At 60.5% G+C, this 14,192-nt stretch carries 15 protein-coding genes and 2 tRNA genes; 12 read left to right on the plus strand and 5 right to left on the minus strand.

Features of this window, described 5'->3' with window-relative positions:
• Nucleotides 1-139 precede the first annotated feature (139 nt).
• A complete protein-coding gene (locus ACFMBG_RS01220; protein WP_421052910.1) occupies nucleotides 140-553 on the plus strand; it encodes a nuclear transport factor 2 family protein in 414 nt (137 codons plus the stop codon).
• A gap of 17 nt (nucleotides 554-570) precedes the next feature.
• Here ACFMBG_RS01220 and mtaB read toward each other — a convergent pair whose 3' ends face one another.
• Together mtaB and dapF are read right to left on the minus strand one after the other, a co-directional pair.
• Complete coding sequence (gene mtaB / locus ACFMBG_RS01225) at nucleotides 571-1,833, minus strand: tRNA (N(6)-L-threonylcarbamoyladenosine(37)-C(2))-methylthiotransferase MtaB (protein WP_421052911.1); 1,263 nt, start codon at nucleotides 1,831-1,833, stop codon at nucleotides 571-573.
• The gene (dapF, locus tag ACFMBG_RS01230; protein ID WP_421052912.1) at nucleotides 1,830-2,672 is read right to left on the minus strand and encodes a diaminopimelate epimerase; all 843 of its coding nucleotides are present in this window, start codon (nucleotides 2,670-2,672) and stop codon (nucleotides 1,830-1,832) included. The genes mtaB and dapF overlap by 4 nt, the downstream gene beginning before the upstream one ends.
• 187 nt (nucleotides 2,673-2,859) lie before the next feature.
• Between dapF and ACFMBG_RS01235 the strand changes: the two genes are divergently transcribed.
• The 4 genes from ACFMBG_RS01235 to ACFMBG_RS01250 all read left to right on the plus strand — a co-directional run bounded on the left by ACFMBG_RS01235 (nucleotide 2,860) and on the right by ACFMBG_RS01250 (nucleotide 5,265).
• Nucleotides 2,860-2,935: transfer RNA gene (locus ACFMBG_RS01235), tRNA-Lys, on the plus strand.
• 143 nt (nucleotides 2,936-3,078) lie between these two features.
• Nucleotides 3,079-4,137, plus strand: coding sequence for a tyrosine-type recombinase/integrase (locus ACFMBG_RS01240; protein ID WP_421052913.1), 1,059 nt, complete (start codon nucleotides 3,079-3,081; stop codon nucleotides 4,135-4,137).
• Between the two features lie 22 nt (nucleotides 4,138-4,159).
• The gene (locus ACFMBG_RS01245; protein ID WP_421052914.1) at nucleotides 4,160-4,768 is read left to right on the plus strand and encodes a hypothetical protein; all 609 of its coding nucleotides are present in this window, start codon (nucleotides 4,160-4,162) and stop codon (nucleotides 4,766-4,768) included.
• 155 nt (nucleotides 4,769-4,923) lie between these two features.
• A complete protein-coding gene (locus ACFMBG_RS01250; protein WP_421052915.1) occupies nucleotides 4,924-5,265 on the plus strand; it encodes a hypothetical protein in 342 nt (113 codons plus the stop codon).
• Nucleotides 5,266-5,929: 664 nt separating this feature from the next.
• On the opposite strand, the gene ACFMBG_RS01255 is transcribed toward ACFMBG_RS01250, so the two are convergent.
• A complete protein-coding gene (locus tag ACFMBG_RS01255; RefSeq protein ID WP_421052916.1) occupies nucleotides 5,930-6,451 on the minus strand; it encodes a hypothetical protein in 522 nt (173 codons plus the stop codon).
• 188 nt (nucleotides 6,452-6,639) lie between these two features.
• Here ACFMBG_RS01255 and ACFMBG_RS01260 point away from each other — a divergent pair, with 188 nt between their 5' ends.
• The 6 genes from ACFMBG_RS01260 to ACFMBG_RS01285 all read left to right on the plus strand — a co-directional run bounded on the left by ACFMBG_RS01260 (nucleotide 6,640) and on the right by ACFMBG_RS01285 (nucleotide 11,715).
• Nucleotides 6,640-7,338: a fumarylacetoacetate hydrolase family protein gene (locus ACFMBG_RS01260; RefSeq protein ID WP_421052917.1), complete on the plus strand. Its 699-nt coding sequence runs from the start codon at nucleotides 6,640-6,642 to the stop codon at nucleotides 7,336-7,338.
• A gap of 322 nt (nucleotides 7,339-7,660) precedes the next feature.
• The gene (locus ACFMBG_RS01265; protein WP_421052918.1) at nucleotides 7,661-8,704 is read left to right on the plus strand and encodes a TRAP transporter substrate-binding protein; all 1,044 of its coding nucleotides are present in this window, start codon (nucleotides 7,661-7,663) and stop codon (nucleotides 8,702-8,704) included.
• An 81-nt stretch (nucleotides 8,705-8,785) separates the two neighbouring features.
• Entirely contained in the window at nucleotides 8,786-9,367 is a 582-nt protein-coding gene (locus tag ACFMBG_RS01270; RefSeq protein WP_421052919.1) for a TRAP transporter small permease, read from the plus strand.
• Entirely contained in the window at nucleotides 9,364-10,869 is a 1,506-nt protein-coding gene (locus tag ACFMBG_RS01275; protein WP_421052920.1) for a TRAP transporter large permease, read from the plus strand. Before ACFMBG_RS01270 ends, ACFMBG_RS01275 begins: the two co-directional genes overlap by 4 nt.
• A 153-nt stretch (nucleotides 10,870-11,022) precedes the next feature.
• Complete coding sequence (locus ACFMBG_RS01280) at nucleotides 11,023-11,199, plus strand: hypothetical protein (protein ID WP_421052921.1); 177 nt, start codon at nucleotides 11,023-11,025, stop codon at nucleotides 11,197-11,199.
• Between the two features lie 87 nt (nucleotides 11,200-11,286).
• The gene (locus ACFMBG_RS01285) at nucleotides 11,287-11,715 is read left to right on the plus strand and encodes an acyl-CoA thioesterase (protein ID WP_421052922.1); all 429 of its coding nucleotides are present in this window, start codon (nucleotides 11,287-11,289) and stop codon (nucleotides 11,713-11,715) included.
• A 6-nt stretch (nucleotides 11,716-11,721) separates the two neighbouring features.
• On the opposite strand, the gene ACFMBG_RS01290 is transcribed toward ACFMBG_RS01285, so the two are convergent.
• Nucleotides 11,722-12,924: a winged helix-turn-helix domain-containing protein gene (locus tag ACFMBG_RS01290; protein ID WP_421052923.1), complete on the minus strand. Its 1,203-nt coding sequence runs from the start codon at nucleotides 12,922-12,924 to the stop codon at nucleotides 11,722-11,724.
• The gene (locus ACFMBG_RS01295) at nucleotides 12,924-13,949 is read right to left on the minus strand and encodes a LacI family DNA-binding transcriptional regulator (RefSeq protein ID WP_421052924.1); all 1,026 of its coding nucleotides are present in this window, start codon (nucleotides 13,947-13,949) and stop codon (nucleotides 12,924-12,926) included. The genes ACFMBG_RS01290 and ACFMBG_RS01295 overlap by 1 nt, the downstream gene beginning before the upstream one ends.
• A 146-nt stretch (nucleotides 13,950-14,095) precedes the next feature.
• Here ACFMBG_RS01295 and ACFMBG_RS01300 point away from each other — a divergent pair.
• Nucleotides 14,096-14,172 (plus strand) — tRNA-Arg (locus tag ACFMBG_RS01300).
• The last annotated feature ends 20 nt before the right edge of the window (nucleotides 14,173-14,192 follow it).

Here is a 14,192-nt window from a genome sequence, read left to right on the forward strand (position 1 = left end):
GCCGGGGCAGTTGCGCCTGCGCCACTCCTCTCGCGCTGGAACTTTCGCGCCTCGCGTCTTGCCCGGGACACGCTTGACGGACCGGAAGGCCGCGGCGCACCCTTTAGGAGTTGTATCTTTGTGAGTGGGAGGAGTTGCAATGTCCGGTCAATCGAATGCAGAGATCCTGCGCGAGGCCATGGGCCGCTGGAATGCCTGCAAAGCGGGGGATCTGGCTATGTGGGACGATTACACCAGCGAGGACATGTGCCTGCGTTCGCTGGCGGAGGGGGGCCACGGCCTGGATTTCAGTGCGGCGCGCAACGGGCGCGAAGAACTGCGAAGCTATCTGTCCGAATTGACCAGCGCCTTCGAAATGGAGCATTGGACGCTGGAGGAAACGGTTTCAGAAGGCGACCGGGTGGTGGGGCTTGGCACCACTGCCTGGACCTGCAAGGCCACTGGCAAGCGCGTGGAGACGCCTATCGCCGTGGTGTGCCGGTTCCGGGACGGGCGCATCTGCGAACTGCATGAGTTCTATGACACGGCGTCGGTGGCAGCCGCTGCCTGCTGAAACGAGCAGGGCGTTGCTCAGGCCGTCAGCTGGCTGCCGTCGATGCCGGTGATGGCTGCGGAGACAATCCGGCCTTCTTCCTGCGGCGAGGAGAACACCACCTCTGTGAACTGCTCCGTCCGGCCCATGTGCGGGTTTTCCATCAGGATACGGTGGGTCTTGCCAATCTGCTTTGCCAGGTGGCGTTCGACCTGGGCATCGCCAGCTGCGCGCAGGCGGGCGGCGCGGTCCTTGATCACGTTGCCGTTCACCTGGTTCGGGATCTTCGCCGCCGGGGTGCCCTCGCGCTTGGAATAGGGGAAGACGTGCAGCCAGGTTAGATCGCAGTCGGTGACCAGTTTCAGAGAGTTCTCGAAATGGGCGTCAGACTCGGTTGGGAAGCCTGCGATGATGTCGGCGCCGAAGGTCATTTCCGGGCGCAGCTTGCGGGCCTCCTCGCAGAAGGCGATGGCATCGTCGCGCAGGTGGCGCCGGGCCATGCGTTTCAGGATCAAATCGTCGCCGTGCTGCAGCGACAGGTGCAGATGCGGCATCAGCCGCGGTTCGGTAGCGATCGCCTGCATCAGGTTCTCGTCCGCCTCGATCGAATCGATCGAGGAGATGCGCAGGCGCGGCAGGTCCGGCGCCAGCTTGAGGATCCGCATCACCAGATCGCCCAGACGCGGCTGGGCGGGCAGATCGGCACCCCAGGAGGTGAGGTCCACCCCGGTCAGAACCACCTCGTTGTAGCCCTTGTCCACCAGCCGCTTGATCTGGTCGATCACCACGCCTGCGGGCACCGAGCGGGAGTTGCCGCGGCCGTAGGGAATGATGCAGAAGGTGCAGCGGTGGTCGCAGCCGTTCTGGACCTGCACGTAGGCACGGGAGCGGGTGCCGAAACCGTCGATAAGATGGCCTGCGGTCTCGGTCACCGACATGATGTCGTCGACCTGGACTTTTTCCGTGGTGCCGATGAAATCCGGGCCCTTGGCGATTTGCTGCCAGGTTTCCGGCTGCATCTTCTCGGTATTGCCGATGACGCGGGTGACCTCCTCCATCGCGGCGAAGGTTTCCGGCTCCGTCTGGGCGGCACAGCCGGTGACGATGATCGGCGCTTCGGGGTTCTCCCGGCGCAGCTTGCGGATCTCCTGGCGCGCCTTGCGCACGGCCTCCGCCGTCACCGCGCAGGTGTTGACCACCACGGCGTTCTCCAGGCCCGCCTGCTGGCTCAGCTCCTTCATCGCCTCGGTCTCATAGGCGTTCAGGCGGCAGCCAAGGGTCGTGAACTTGGGCACGGTCATGCCAGCGACTCCAGGAATTCACGGGTGAAGGTGCCGTCGAACACATGCATGGTCGGGCCGGTCATCCAGACGCCGTCCTCGGCCCAGTCGATCCACAGGGTACCGCCGTCCAGATCCACCTGCACCTTGCGGCCCGTCAGCCCGCGCCGGGCGGCGGCAACGGCGGTGGCGCAGGAGGAAGAGCCGGAGGCCAGTGTCACGCCCACACCGCGCTCCCAGACGCGCATGCGGATGCGGTCGGGGCCGGTCACCTGCGCGACCTGCACATTGGTGCGCTGGGGGTAGAGCGGGTGGTGCTCGTAGCGGTGGCCGAATTCCTCCAGCGGAATGACCTCTGCGTCCTCGACAAAGAAGGTGCAATGGGGGTTGCCCATGCCGGTGGCAGTGGGGCCGCCTTCGATCGGCAGCTCCAGCGTGTCCGCTTCCTCGGCCAGCGGAATGTCCTGCCAGTCGAGCTGCGGCGCGCCCATGTTGACGGAGGTGAGGCCATTGCCGGCATCGCGGGCATAGAGGTCGCCGCGGTCGGTGGTCAGGTGCAGCTCCGCTTTGCCGGTTTCCAGGATCAGATGGCGGGCAACGCAGCGGGTGGCATTGCCGCAGGCGCCGGAGGTGGAGCCATCGGCATTGTAGAAGGTCAGATGCGCATCCCCCGGGCCGTTTGAAATCACCGTCAGCTGGTCGAAGCCGACGCCGAACTGGCGGTGGGCGATTCCCTTGGCCATTGCCGGAGTGATGGCAATGTCCTGCGCGCGCGCGTCGACAACGACGAAGTCGTTGCCCAGCCCGTGCATCTTCATGAAGGGGAGTGCGGTATCTGCGGAGGTGCTCATGGCGGGCATATAGACCCGGCGCAAAGATGAATCCAGCCTTCGGTGAGAAAAGTTGAAAAAAGGGGTTGACCCCCCGCGCTACTCCCCCTAGATACGCCGCCTATCGGGACAGCAAGACACACGCTGCCAAGCAGTTCCGAAGCGAAATAAGTGCTTGAACCTTCTGGAAAAAACACTTAGACCGCGACGAAGAAGTGGGCCGTTAGCTCAGTTGGTAGAGCAACTGACTTTTAATCAGTGGGTCGCAGGTTCGAATCCTGCACGGCTCACCACTTCCTCCAAAAAAATCAATTACCTACCAGCTTGGTAGGACAAGTCTTCGGGACTGACACGGTTTTTGGTGCAAAAACGGTGCAAATCTCCCCAAATTCCCCTATCCTTGACAATAACCAACATTGCCAACGGAGTGGCGAGCTTGGCGTCCGTTCAAAGAGTGCAAAGTGCGAAAGGTATTCGTTGGCGAGCCCAGGTTCGCCGCAAGGGTTATGAGCAGCAGTCGGCATACTTCGATCGCAAAAGCGATGCTGAAGCTTGGGCCAGGCAGATCGAAGCGGGAATCGACGCCGGTAAGAAACCGATTGGATCTGAAGCCAAAAAGCACACATTGGCTGACGCCATAGATCGCTATGTACTCGAGGTTCTACCCGACAAGAAGTCGGCCAAGGACCAGACGCAGCAACTGTCAGTTTGGAAGTCACTCATTGGCAACTTGAAGCTATCTGAGGTCACGACTGACCGGCTCCTGAAGGCAAGGACCTCTATATCGGAGCATCGTGGCAGACGCGGAGGGAACGTTTCAAACGCGACTGTGAACCGCTACTGGGCGGCCCTCCACCATGTACTTGAGATCACAGTTCGGGAGTACGGATGGCTGGAGCAAAACCCGATGAAGCGGGTCAAGAAGCTGAAGGAACCTCAAGGAAGAGTAAGGTTCTTGAACGCAGCCGAGCGAGAAGCCCTTCTTTCCGCTTGCTCCAAGAGCGAAAACCAGTTCCTCGAAACCATCGTTCTGATTGCGATTACCACGGGGTTGCGCAGGCGGGAAATTCTGGAGCTAGATTGGGATCGGGTGAACCTGGAAACCGGGCAAGTCATCATAGAAGAGACAAAGAACGGCACACGGCGATCTACGCATCTACTTGTGCCTATCTTGGATAGGCTAAAACAGCTCTACAAACAGAAAGAAGCAAACTCGGGTCTCGTGTTTCCTGGCCGTAGCGGCCTGCGTCCAATTGACATTAAGTCCGCTTGGTACCGCGCGGTTGAAGAAGCTGGTCTAGAGGATTTCCGTTTCCATGACCTCAGGCATACCGCAGCGAGCTACATTGCGATGGATGGGGGCTCAGTGCCTGAAATTGCAGCCGTCCTTGGGCACAAGTCGTTTCAGATGGCATCCAGGTACGCGCACCTGAGTGACGACCACACCAAGACTATTCTCGAGAAGACTATGAAGGGTGTGTTGGGCGATGAATAGCGAGATCCAATGGTCACTCGACATGACCGATAGCGACTATGTTGAAGCCACGGAAAAATACTTCCAACGAAACTTCATCGACCTTCACACAGCGTGCTGCCTGGTAGCAAAGGTGAATCCGGCACTTAAGGAGGAGCCCGTTGGTAAGGGGTATATGCAGTGGGATACTCAGCCTGAGCCAGAGGTTTACGACTACACTAGGCGCCCGTTTCTTGTAGCATTGAGGGCGTTGAGGGGAGAAATCCCGGAACATCCGCTCCACCCAGCGCAGCCTTTACCATTAGAGGTGAAGGATGCTCGTGATATTATGATGAGTACGCGGACCTTCGTGACGTGGGCATTGAAGAAGTGGCCCGATACCACAGGATACTTGCAGAAAGCCGAAGACTACTACGCGAAGAAAAAAGCTAAGTCTTCGACGGGGTTCCTTAGTACCAAGAAGTCACCAGCAGAAATGAAGTGGGCCGCGATCAAAGCAGAGTTTGAGAAACTGTTGGCAGATTGCGGCCCAGCGGCTGCAAAGATGAGCACCCGTGAGTTGGCAGACGACTTAGCGAAACGATTAGTCGGTAAGCAACACGCTGCTAAAGCTGAAACGCTTCGAAAGCGAATCGCTAAATGGCGTGGTTAGCTTGGGTCTTTGGGGCATCAAACGTCGCTAATAAATACCCAGCCAGACGTTCTTAAAATATTGTAAAATAATGTTTTTTATCTTGGTGGGTTTGTTTACAGCACCAAAATACCCACAAAAAATTGGGGCATCGAGTTTTCAAGGAGGATAGTTCGATGCTCAAGAAAGACAAACCGCAGACCAGCGCACTGAAATCACCCTCTCACTATGATCACGGAACAGCACTGAACGAAAACGCACCTGCGTCGGAGCGCAAACTCGTGACTGTCAAGCAGATGCTGACGTTGAAAAAATATGGGTGGGCAACCGAGAGTTTTCTGCGCCACGCGATCTTTCAAGCGGAGGACCGTCTCGGTACGGGTGGCGCAGTTGTCCCTGGCAACGGGCTTGCACCCGCCATATTGCGCATATGGGCGCACGCGTCATTGCCCGATCAAGTATCGGTAAGTCTCGCAAGGACATTTACGCTCACGCGCTGCGCAGTGTCACTGAACTGATTTCCGACATTAGAGAAGCGGTATCGACAAGGAGCGATTTGATCTCCCGCAACGCCTACCGTCAGACGACGATTTGAGAAGAATGGGTGAGTTGCTTATGGAGCAGGCGCGCATTCGGAAGTTCGAGCGGCTGGAACGTTTGTTTCTTCGAAGTGTCGCGCCGAAGTACAAGCGTTTTCGGGCGGACCGGGCGAAGGCCTCGCGTTGGTACAGTTCAACGCCCACAAAGCCTTCTGACATTTTCTGGCAAGAGCTTGATCTTGTTGTGCTTGCGTCGTTGCAAGTCGCAAACGAATTGCTTGAGTACTACCGGACACGTGCCAAAGGCGATCTACCGGAGGCCGGACAGTTGGGAACGCTGCGTAATCTGCATAGGGCGCAAGTACTGGTTGATGAGGCTACAGATTTCTCGCGTGTGCAGATCGCAAGCATGCGTGAGATTGCCCATCCAATTGCAGGTTCCTTCTTCCTCTGTGGCGATATGAATCAACGGCTGACATATTGGGGATTGAAGTCAAATGAAGCACTGGATTGGGTGGCGAGCGGTATTGATCGTAAGTCGATCACCGTGTCGTATAGACAAAGCCAACGCCTAGTTGATCTAGCAAAAGATGTAGCGTCTCTAGGTGGATCTCAAACAGAAGACATCATTCTGCCGGACCGCTTAGACACCGAGGGTTTGGCACCCGTTTGGCAGGACGGTCTCAGCGATCATGCTCAAGTCTCGGACTGGCTGACGAGCCGCATCAACGAAATTGACCGAATGCTGAATCGGACCACCACAATTGCAGTGCTCGTGAACGAAGAGGCGGATGTAGAAGGTGATGGCTGCTGTTTCCGCCAGGCCGATGGCGGCCAGTGCCATGTAATAAACCAGATAGGAGCTGAACCCGGCCGCTGCCCGCAACAGCTGCAGCGGGATGGAGCCCAGCTTCAGCGGCCACAGCGTGCCTTCGTACCAGGCGATGGCGGCCACGATCGGCAGGGCGAAGAGGCCGCGCCAGAACACGATCTGATGAACGGCAAAGCCGCCGCTGAGGCTCTTGATGATCACGTCCTGGATCGGGAACAGGGTGGTGGCCAGAAGCAGGAAGAGAATACCCGCGAGGGGCCGCGAATCGGGCGCCTCCAGTGCCTGGCTTACCTTTGGGGCAAACCCCGGTGCGTCTGTGTTTGTTACAGCCATGCGCGTCTCCTGTGTTGGGGGAGCAAGCTGCCGCAACGGGCCTGCGCATCTGGCGGAACTGCGACAAGGGCGTCGCTGGCAAGCGCATGGGTTAGGAAATTCAACTCATTAGGAGCTGCAAGCAGGGTTTACAGGCTCATTGTTTGGGGGTCTGACTAGGTGGAAGGCCATACCAAAAGGATTTTCAAATGGGTGAGGTTCTGTTTGCACTGCCGGAGGCGCCGGTGATTCCTGTCGCCGGGGAGGCCGCGGGCTATCCGGCTGGGCGGGTGTTTTGCGTCGGGCGCAATTATGCGGCCCATGCCGCTGAAATGGGCAACGAAGTGGACCGGGAGGCGCCCTTCTACTTCACCAAGGCGGCGGCCAATGCGGTGCTGTCAGGTGCGGAGGTGCCCTACCCGCCGGGCACGGAGAACTTCCATTATGAAATGGAGCTGGCCGTGGCCATCGGGGCACCGGTGTTCCGGGCGGCGCCGGAGGACGCCCGGGATGCGGTCTTTGGCTATGGCTGTGCGCTGGACATGACCCGGCGTGATCTGCAGATCCGCGAGCGGCAGAAGCAGCGGCCGTGGGATCTGGGCAAGGACCTGGAGAACGGCACGGTCCTGGCACCGCTGACCCGGGCGGCGGACTGGGGCGGCCCGGCAAAGCAGCGGATCTGGCTGGAAGTGAACGGGGAGACCCGGCAGGACGCCACGCTGGATGAGATGATCTGGTCCGTGGAGGAGATCATCTGCCATCTGTCAGGGTTCTACCACTTGCGGCCCGGGGATCTGATTCTGACCGGCACGCCTGCCGGGGTCGGCCCGGTGCAGAGCGGCGACCGGATGCGCGGCGGGATTAACGGGCTGGTGCCGGTGGAGCTGGCCCTGACTGCAGCGGAATGACGCAAGGCTGGGGAGCGAACGAATATTGTTGCTTTGCGGCGGTTTCAATATGTATCAATTTGAATGTGATTGCGGAGGCTTCGTAACATATCAAGCGGAGAATCTGCCTGAGGTAAAAGCCGGCAGGCGGATTTCATGAGTAAAAAATGCATAATCTGCTGTTGATGGTTACAAACGCACCTAATAGCAGGGAGGCAGCCGGTTCGATAAACGAACCTTTTGCAGGGCTCTGACGGCAGAAACGGAAAGATAATCGCTGGATTCCGCAGCAAAGTTGCGAAGGCGGGTATCCGGCAAGGGATGAGGTCAAAGGGAGGACGATATGACCACTCGGAGAAAGCTACTGGGCGCCGTTGGCGCGGCGGCTGTTGCAGCATTCTGCGCGGCACCGGCATTTGCGCAGGAGGTGACGCTGAAATTGCACCAGTTCCTGCCGGCGCAGGCCAATGTGCCGAAACTGATCCTGGATGTCTGGGCGGACAACGTCGAGGAATCCTCGGGCGGGCGCATCAAGATCGACCGTTTCCCGTCGATGCAGCTGGGCGGCAAGCCGCCGGAGCTGATGGACCAGGCCATTGACGGCGTCGCTGACATCGTCTGGACCGTGGTGGGCTATACCCCGGGCCGCTACCCCTCGACCGAGGTGTTTGAGCTGCCGTTCATGATGACCAACGCACGCGCCGTGTCGCATGCGTATTGGGAAATGTTCGACAAGCACATGAAGGACACCGAATTCAAGGATGTGAAGATCCTGGGCACCTGGGTGCATGGGCCGGGCATGATCCACACCGCCGATCCGGTGGAGACTCCGGAAGACCTGGAAGGCATGAAGATCCGCGGCGGCGGCCGTTCGGTCAACGCGCTGCTGACCGAACTGGGCGCGACCCCGGTGGGCATGCCGGTTCCGGCGATCCCGGAAGGCCTGTCCAAGGGCGTGATCGACGGCACCACCATTCCGTGGGAAGTGACCGCGGCGCTGAAGGTTCCGGAGCTGGTGGAGAACCACACCGAGTTCACCGGCAAGGCACTCTATACCCTCACCTTCGTTCTGGCGATGAACAAGGAGAAGTACGAGAGCCTGCCGGATGACCTGAAGAAGGCCATCGACGACAACTCCGGCCTGGAGTTCTCGGTCTTTGCCGGCGGCACCCAGGCGGATTCGGACGGCCCCTCGCGCGAGATGGCGCTGGACCTGGGCAACAACGTCATCACCCTTGATGAAGGCCAGACCGCCATCTGGCGCGAGCGTGCGCAGCCGATCTATGACCAGTGGATCGCTGACATGAAGGAAAAGGGCATCGACGGTGCCGCGCTGATCGAGGAAGCCAGCGCGCTGATCGAGAAATACACGCCGCAGTACCAGTAAGGCGTTTGAATTGATAAAGGTAAGGGGCCGCGCGGCATTGGCACTGCGGCCCTTTGCATACCGGAACAAGGCAACTGAACCATGCACAAGCTCATGATGCGGCTGGCCAAATCAATGGCCTACCTGGGCGGTGCGGTCCTCACACTTCTGATCATTTTGACATGTGTTTCTATCGCTGGGCGCTTGCTCAACGGTTTCTTCCATGGCGATTTGATGGAGCGGATTGCACCAGGGTTTTCGAAATGGATGACGAGCTGGGTCGGGCCGGTGAACGGCGACTTTGAACTGGTCGAGGCCGGTGTGGCCTTTGCCATCTTCGCCTTCCTGCCATTGTGCCAGATCACGGCGGGCCATGCCTCGGTCGATGTGGTGGCCAATGCGTTTCCGCGCGGCGTGAAACGGTTTCTGCGGATGGTGACCGAAGTGGTCTTTGCTGCGGTGCTGGTGCTGATCGCTTGGCGGCTGGGAGCAGGGCTTGCAGGCAAGTATGCCAATGGCGAGACCTCCTTCCTGCTCGAGTTTCCGATCTGGTGGGCCTACGCCATCAGCCTGGTGGCAGCGGTCGTGGCCGCCACTGTGGGTATTTACATGGGTGCAATCCGCACCATCGAATTCTTTACCGGCCGGATCCTGATCTGGGACGGCGTGGAGGGTGAACAGTGACGGCTCTTGAAATTGGCATCGCCTCCTTCCCGGTTCTGATGCTGCTGATCTTTCTGCGGGTTCCGATTGGGCTTTCGATGTTTCTGGTCGGCCTTGGCGGGCTGATCTGGGTGACAGATGGCACGCAGGTCGCGTTCGGGCGGCTGAAAAGCGAAACATATACCACCTTTTCCTCCTATTCGCTGACCATTGTGCCGATGTTCCTGCTGATGGGCCATTTTGCGACGCTGGGCGGCATGTCCACAGCGCTGTTCAAGGCGGCCGAAGGGTTCCTGGGCCACCGCAAGGGCGGCGTTGCCATGGCAGCGATTGGCGCCTGTGCCGGCTTTGGCGCGATCTGCGGCTCGTCGCTGGCGACCGCGGCCACCATGGGCCGGGTCGCGCTGCCGGAGCTGAAGCAATACGGCTATGCCGGCGGGTTTTCGACCGCGACGCTGGCGGCGGGCGGCACGCTGGGCATCCTGATCCCGCCCTCGGTCGTGCTGGTGATCTATGCGATCCTGACCGAACAGAATATCGCCAAGCTGTTCCTGTCGGCCTTCATTCCCGGCCTGCTGGCGGCGCTGGGCTATGTGATCGCGATCTCCATCTATGTGCGGCTGTTTCCGGAAAGCGCGGGCACCCGTCCGCCGGTTCCGATGCGCGACCGCTTTGCCGCGCTGTTCCATGTCTGGCCGGTGCTGCTGGTGTTCGGCTTGGTTGTCGGCGGTATCTACCTGGGCTGGTTCACCCCGACCGAAGGCGCGGCCGTGGGGGCCTTTGGCACCGGCTTCATTGCCTGGACCAATGGCGGGCTGAACCGCGAGACGCTGGCGGACAGTTTTCTGGTGACGGCGCGGTCTACCGCGATGATCTTCTTCATCGTGCTGGGCGCTGGCTTCTACAACGGCTTCCTGGCGCTGACCAAGGTGCCGCAGGAACTGGCCGATTTCGTCGTGAGCCAGGGCCTGAGCCCCTGGATGGTGCTGGCGCTGATCCTTGCGTTCTATCTGGTGTTCGGCTGCCTGATGGACTCGCTCTCGATGATCCTGCTGACCATCCCGATCTTCTTCCCGGTGATCTCTGCCATGGACTTTGGTCTGCTGTCCTTGCCTGCGATGCAGGCGGACGCGGCGATGGAGGTGCTGAAGGCAGGCGTGCCAGAGGGGATGGGAGCAGAAATGCTAGCCTCGATACAGGATGCCATTGCCACAGGTGCTGAACTGACCCGTGAGCAGATGAAGGAACTGGGCATCCGCGTCACCGAAGGCCGTGTGAACCGGATCGAGGCGGAATATGTCGCCATCTGGTTCGGCGTGCTGGTGCTGATCGTGGTGGAAGTTGGCCTGATCACCCCGCCGGTGGGCATGAACCTGTTCATCATCAACGCGATGGACCGCAAGACCAAGATGATCGACACCTACAAGGCAGTCATGTTCTTTGTCGCATCCGACCTGATCCGGGTGGTCATCCTGGTGGCCTTCCCGATCATCACGCTGTTGCCGCTGATGCTGATGCAGTAACGGCCTGCCCTCTCCCGCCCCGCGCGGGGGAGGGCCTGCCGCTAGCCGGTGCAGGATATGGAAATATTTTGTGACACCGGCCCGGATTGACCTGAATCACCTTTCGGGGTTCCGCTGGTCCTGTCCGACACCACGCACAAGGGGAGACCCGCCATGCAAATCAACCGCAGCAAAGCCGCCGCATCCAAGGTCAAGGCGCTGGCCACCGAGGTTTCCGGGCTGCAGGGGCCTTGTGTGGGCTGCAGAAACTGCGTTGGGCTGTGCGAGGCGCTGATTGACGCGCTTGTGCTGCCGGATCTGATCCTGTCCCGCAAACGCGGCGGTTCGTGACGCAGCGGCTCTGGCTGCCTTTGCCGTTTGATACCGCAGTCCAGCGCCGGTAGGATGCGCCTGCAGAAATATGCGGGGCGGCAGAAGATGGCAGGGCAAGACACATTCGTTCATGAAATCCGCGTGGGCTGGGGCGATTGCGACCCGGCGCGGATTGCCTATACCGGGCGGCTGCCTGCCTTTGCCTTGGAAGCGATCGACGCCTGGTGGGAGCATCACCTGGACGGTGACGGCTGGTATCAGATGGAACTGGACCGCGGCACCGGCACACCGTTTGTGCATATGAGCATCGACTTCCGGTCCCCTGTCACGCCCCGCCACCGGCTGATGTGCGAAGTTTGGCCGGCTGCCTTGGGCAGCAAGTCGGTGACTTTCCGGGTCAATGCGCGGCAAAACGGGGAGCTGTGTTTCGAGGGCAAATTTGTCTGCGTTTTCATTGCACCTGAAACCTTCACCGCCAAACCGGCACCCGAGGACTACCGGGCGGTGATCGAGGCGCAGCTGCGGCCCGAGTAAGGCTGATCAGCGCAGCCAGCCATCAGAGAACGCCACCCCGGTTACACCTGCAAACCGCGCCACCCGGTCCAGCTCTGCCTCCAGCCGTCTGGTGCGGGCCGCGCTCCATTTTACGTCTCTCTCCGGCCAGACGGCGGTCACGCGCAGCAAGTCTGCGTCGCGGTCTGCTTTCATGTCGATTCGGCCCGCAAGGCGTTCGCCCTCCAGCAGCGGGAAGACATAATAGCCGTATTGCCGTTTTGGGGCGGGGGTGAAAACCTCGATCCGGTAGTGAAAGCCGAACAGCCTGTCGGCCCGCTTACGGTCGCGCAGGGCCGGATCAAAGGGGCTGAGCACCCGCATCCGTCCCGGAGCCGGCCCCAGCTCTGCCGTCGCTTCAATGGTGCCGGGCCGGGCGAACACCCTGCGCAGATTGCCGTCCGCCTGCTCGGCTTCGATCTCCTCGAGCTCGCCCTGGCGCAGCTGTTCCGCACACCAGGCCTTGGCTTCCGCCGCGGAGGCGGTGTCCCAGAAGGCGGCGAGCTCTCCCGATGTGGCAAAGCCCAGCCGGTCCAAGGCGGCAGAGCACAGCCAGTTGACCGTCGCCGCTTCATCGCAGCGGGCGCCGGGGCGCAGATGCTCCTCGATCACCCGCTCCGTCAGGTCATAGCGTTTCTGAAAGCCCTCGCGCCCTACCACCGTCAGCGCACCAGAGCGCCAAAGGTATTCCAGCGCGGTTTTGGATGGGTGCCAGTCCCACCAGCCGCCTGAGCCCTTTTTCTCGTCCTTGCCGACGTCGGAAGAGCTGACCGGCCCGTGATCGCGGACGTGGTTCAGGACGGTTTCAAACTGCGCCTCAAACCCGTCGCGCCGCCAGTTGCGCCAGCGCTTGCGCAGCAGTTCGGTATCGCGCTGAAACCTGAGATGCCAGTGCGGATAGAACGCCATCGGGATCATCGCGGCGTCATGGGTCCAATGCTCAAACAGCCCCCGGTCCCGCTCGTAGAGCCGTTTGAGGTTCTGCGTCCGGTAGCCCGGCCGGCGTGAATAGAGGATCACGTCATGGGCGCGCGCAACAGTGTTGATGCTGTCGAGCTGTACGAACCCCAGCCGCTGGATCAGCTCCAGCAGATCCGCACCTTTGGCCGGGCCTGCGGGCTGTTCCAGCAGCGCGTGGCGGTCCAGGAACAGCCGCCGCGCGCTTTGGTTGCCGAGCCGCTGCAGCGCCATCAGCGCCGTTTCAGCGTATCGCCATAAGAGATGGTCGGGGTCAGTGTGACGTGAGTCTCGATCTCCGCGTCCGGATCCTCCAGCTGCGCGGCAATGATCTCAGCCGCCTTGCGGCCGATTTCCAGGCGGCAGGCATCCATGGTGGCAAGCTTGCGCGGCAGCCCCTGCAGCAGCTCCACGCCGTTGAAACCGGCGAGGCCGATCTGGCCCGGGACGTCGATGCCCTGATCCAACAGGTACAGCAAGCCGCCTGCACCGATCATGTCGTTGGAATAATAGAGGAAATCCAGTTCCGGCGAGCGCTCCAGCATGGCCTGGGTCATCTCGCGGCCCTTGGCCAGGGCCGAGCCGCCGGAATAAAACTCGCGGTCCTCGATTTCCACACCTTCCTTGGCCAGCGCCTCGGTAAAGCCTTCGAAGCGTTTACGGGCGCGGTGGTCGAGTGGCATCTTGGTGCCCATGAAGCCGATGTGCCGGTAGCCCGCCTTGAGGATCGCCTTGGCCATCTCGCGGCCGGCACGGCGGTGGGAAATGCCGACCATCGCGTCCACCGGCTTGCCGTCGGTGTCCATGATCTCCACCACAGGGATGCCGGCGCTGTTCAGCATGGCGCGGGCGGCTTCGGTATGCTCAAGCCCTGCAATGATCACGCCGGAGGGGCGCCACGAGAGCATCTCGTACAGCACCTTTTCCTCTTTCTCGGGCTGATAGTCGGTGACGCCGACAACCGGCTGCAGCTCGGTGTTTTCCAGCACCTTGTTGATGCCGGTAAGCACCTCGGGGAACACCATGTTGGATAGCGACGGTATGATCACCGCCACCAGATTCACCCGGTTCGAGGCCAGCGCACCGGCAATCTTGTTGGGCACATAGCCCAGTTCCTTGGCGGCGCTCAGCACTTTGGTGCGCGTCTTCTCCGACACGTCCCCGCGGTTGCGCAGCACGCGGCTCACGGTCATTTCGGAAACACCGGTCGCCTCAGATACATCGCGAAGGGTGAGCGGGCGCTTGCTGTCCGTTGTCACGTTATTGAGCCTCTTGTTACTGCTGCATTCAGGTTAGCGCAGACATCTGCTGCTGCACAATGGAAACTGCGCGCGGCAAATCGGCTGCTGGCGCTGTCCATCCCATTGTGATCGCAGGATGGATTTGCTATCGCGTAAACACGCGCGGCCCCGTGGCTCAACTGGATAGAGCAGCCCCCTCCTAAGGGGCAGGTTGCAGGTTCGAATCCTGCCGGGGTCGCCAGTAAACTTCCTGAAATCAAT

This window comes from Leisingera coralii, assembly GCF_049056525.1.
Lineage (GTDB): Bacteria > Pseudomonadota > Alphaproteobacteria > Rhodobacterales > Rhodobacteraceae > Leisingera > Leisingera coralii.

What these genes read in the sequence shown, in the direction of transcription:
- ACFMBG_RS01265 (WP_421052918.1), top strand. Translation starts at nt 7,661, where the DNA reads ATGACCACTCGGAGAAAGCTACTGGGCGCCGTTGGCGCGGCGGCTGTT.
- ACFMBG_RS01270 (WP_421052919.1), top strand. Translation starts at nt 8,786, where the DNA reads ATGCACAAGCTCATGATGCGGCTGGCCAAATCAATGGCCTACCTGGGC.
- ACFMBG_RS01255 (WP_421052916.1), bottom strand. Translation starts at nt 6,451, where the DNA reads ATGGCTGTAACAAACACAGACGCACCGGGGTTTGCCCCAAAGGTAAGC.
- ACFMBG_RS01285 (WP_421052922.1), top strand. Translation starts at nt 11,287, where the DNA reads ATGGCAGGGCAAGACACATTCGTTCATGAAATCCGCGTGGGCTGGGGC.
- ACFMBG_RS01220 (WP_421052910.1), top strand. Translation starts at nt 140, where the DNA reads ATGTCCGGTCAATCGAATGCAGAGATCCTGCGCGAGGCCATGGGCCGC.
- ACFMBG_RS01280 (WP_421052921.1), top strand. Translation starts at nt 11,023, where the DNA reads ATGCAAATCAACCGCAGCAAAGCCGCCGCATCCAAGGTCAAGGCGCTG.
- ACFMBG_RS01250 (WP_421052915.1), top strand. Translation starts at nt 4,924, where the DNA reads ATGCTCAAGAAAGACAAACCGCAGACCAGCGCACTGAAATCACCCTCT.
- ACFMBG_RS01245 (WP_421052914.1), top strand. Translation starts at nt 4,160, where the DNA reads ATGACCGATAGCGACTATGTTGAAGCCACGGAAAAATACTTCCAACGA.
- ACFMBG_RS01260 (WP_421052917.1), top strand. Translation starts at nt 6,640, where the DNA reads ATGGGTGAGGTTCTGTTTGCACTGCCGGAGGCGCCGGTGATTCCTGTC.
- dapF (WP_421052912.1), bottom strand. Translation starts at nt 2,672, where the DNA reads ATGCCCGCCATGAGCACCTCCGCAGATACCGCACTCCCCTTCATGAAG.
- mtaB (WP_421052911.1), bottom strand. Translation starts at nt 1,833, where the DNA reads ATGACCGTGCCCAAGTTCACGACCCTTGGCTGCCGCCTGAACGCCTAT.
- ACFMBG_RS01290 (WP_421052923.1), bottom strand. Translation starts at nt 12,924, where the DNA reads ATGGCGCTGCAGCGGCTCGGCAACCAAAGCGCGCGGCGGCTGTTCCTG.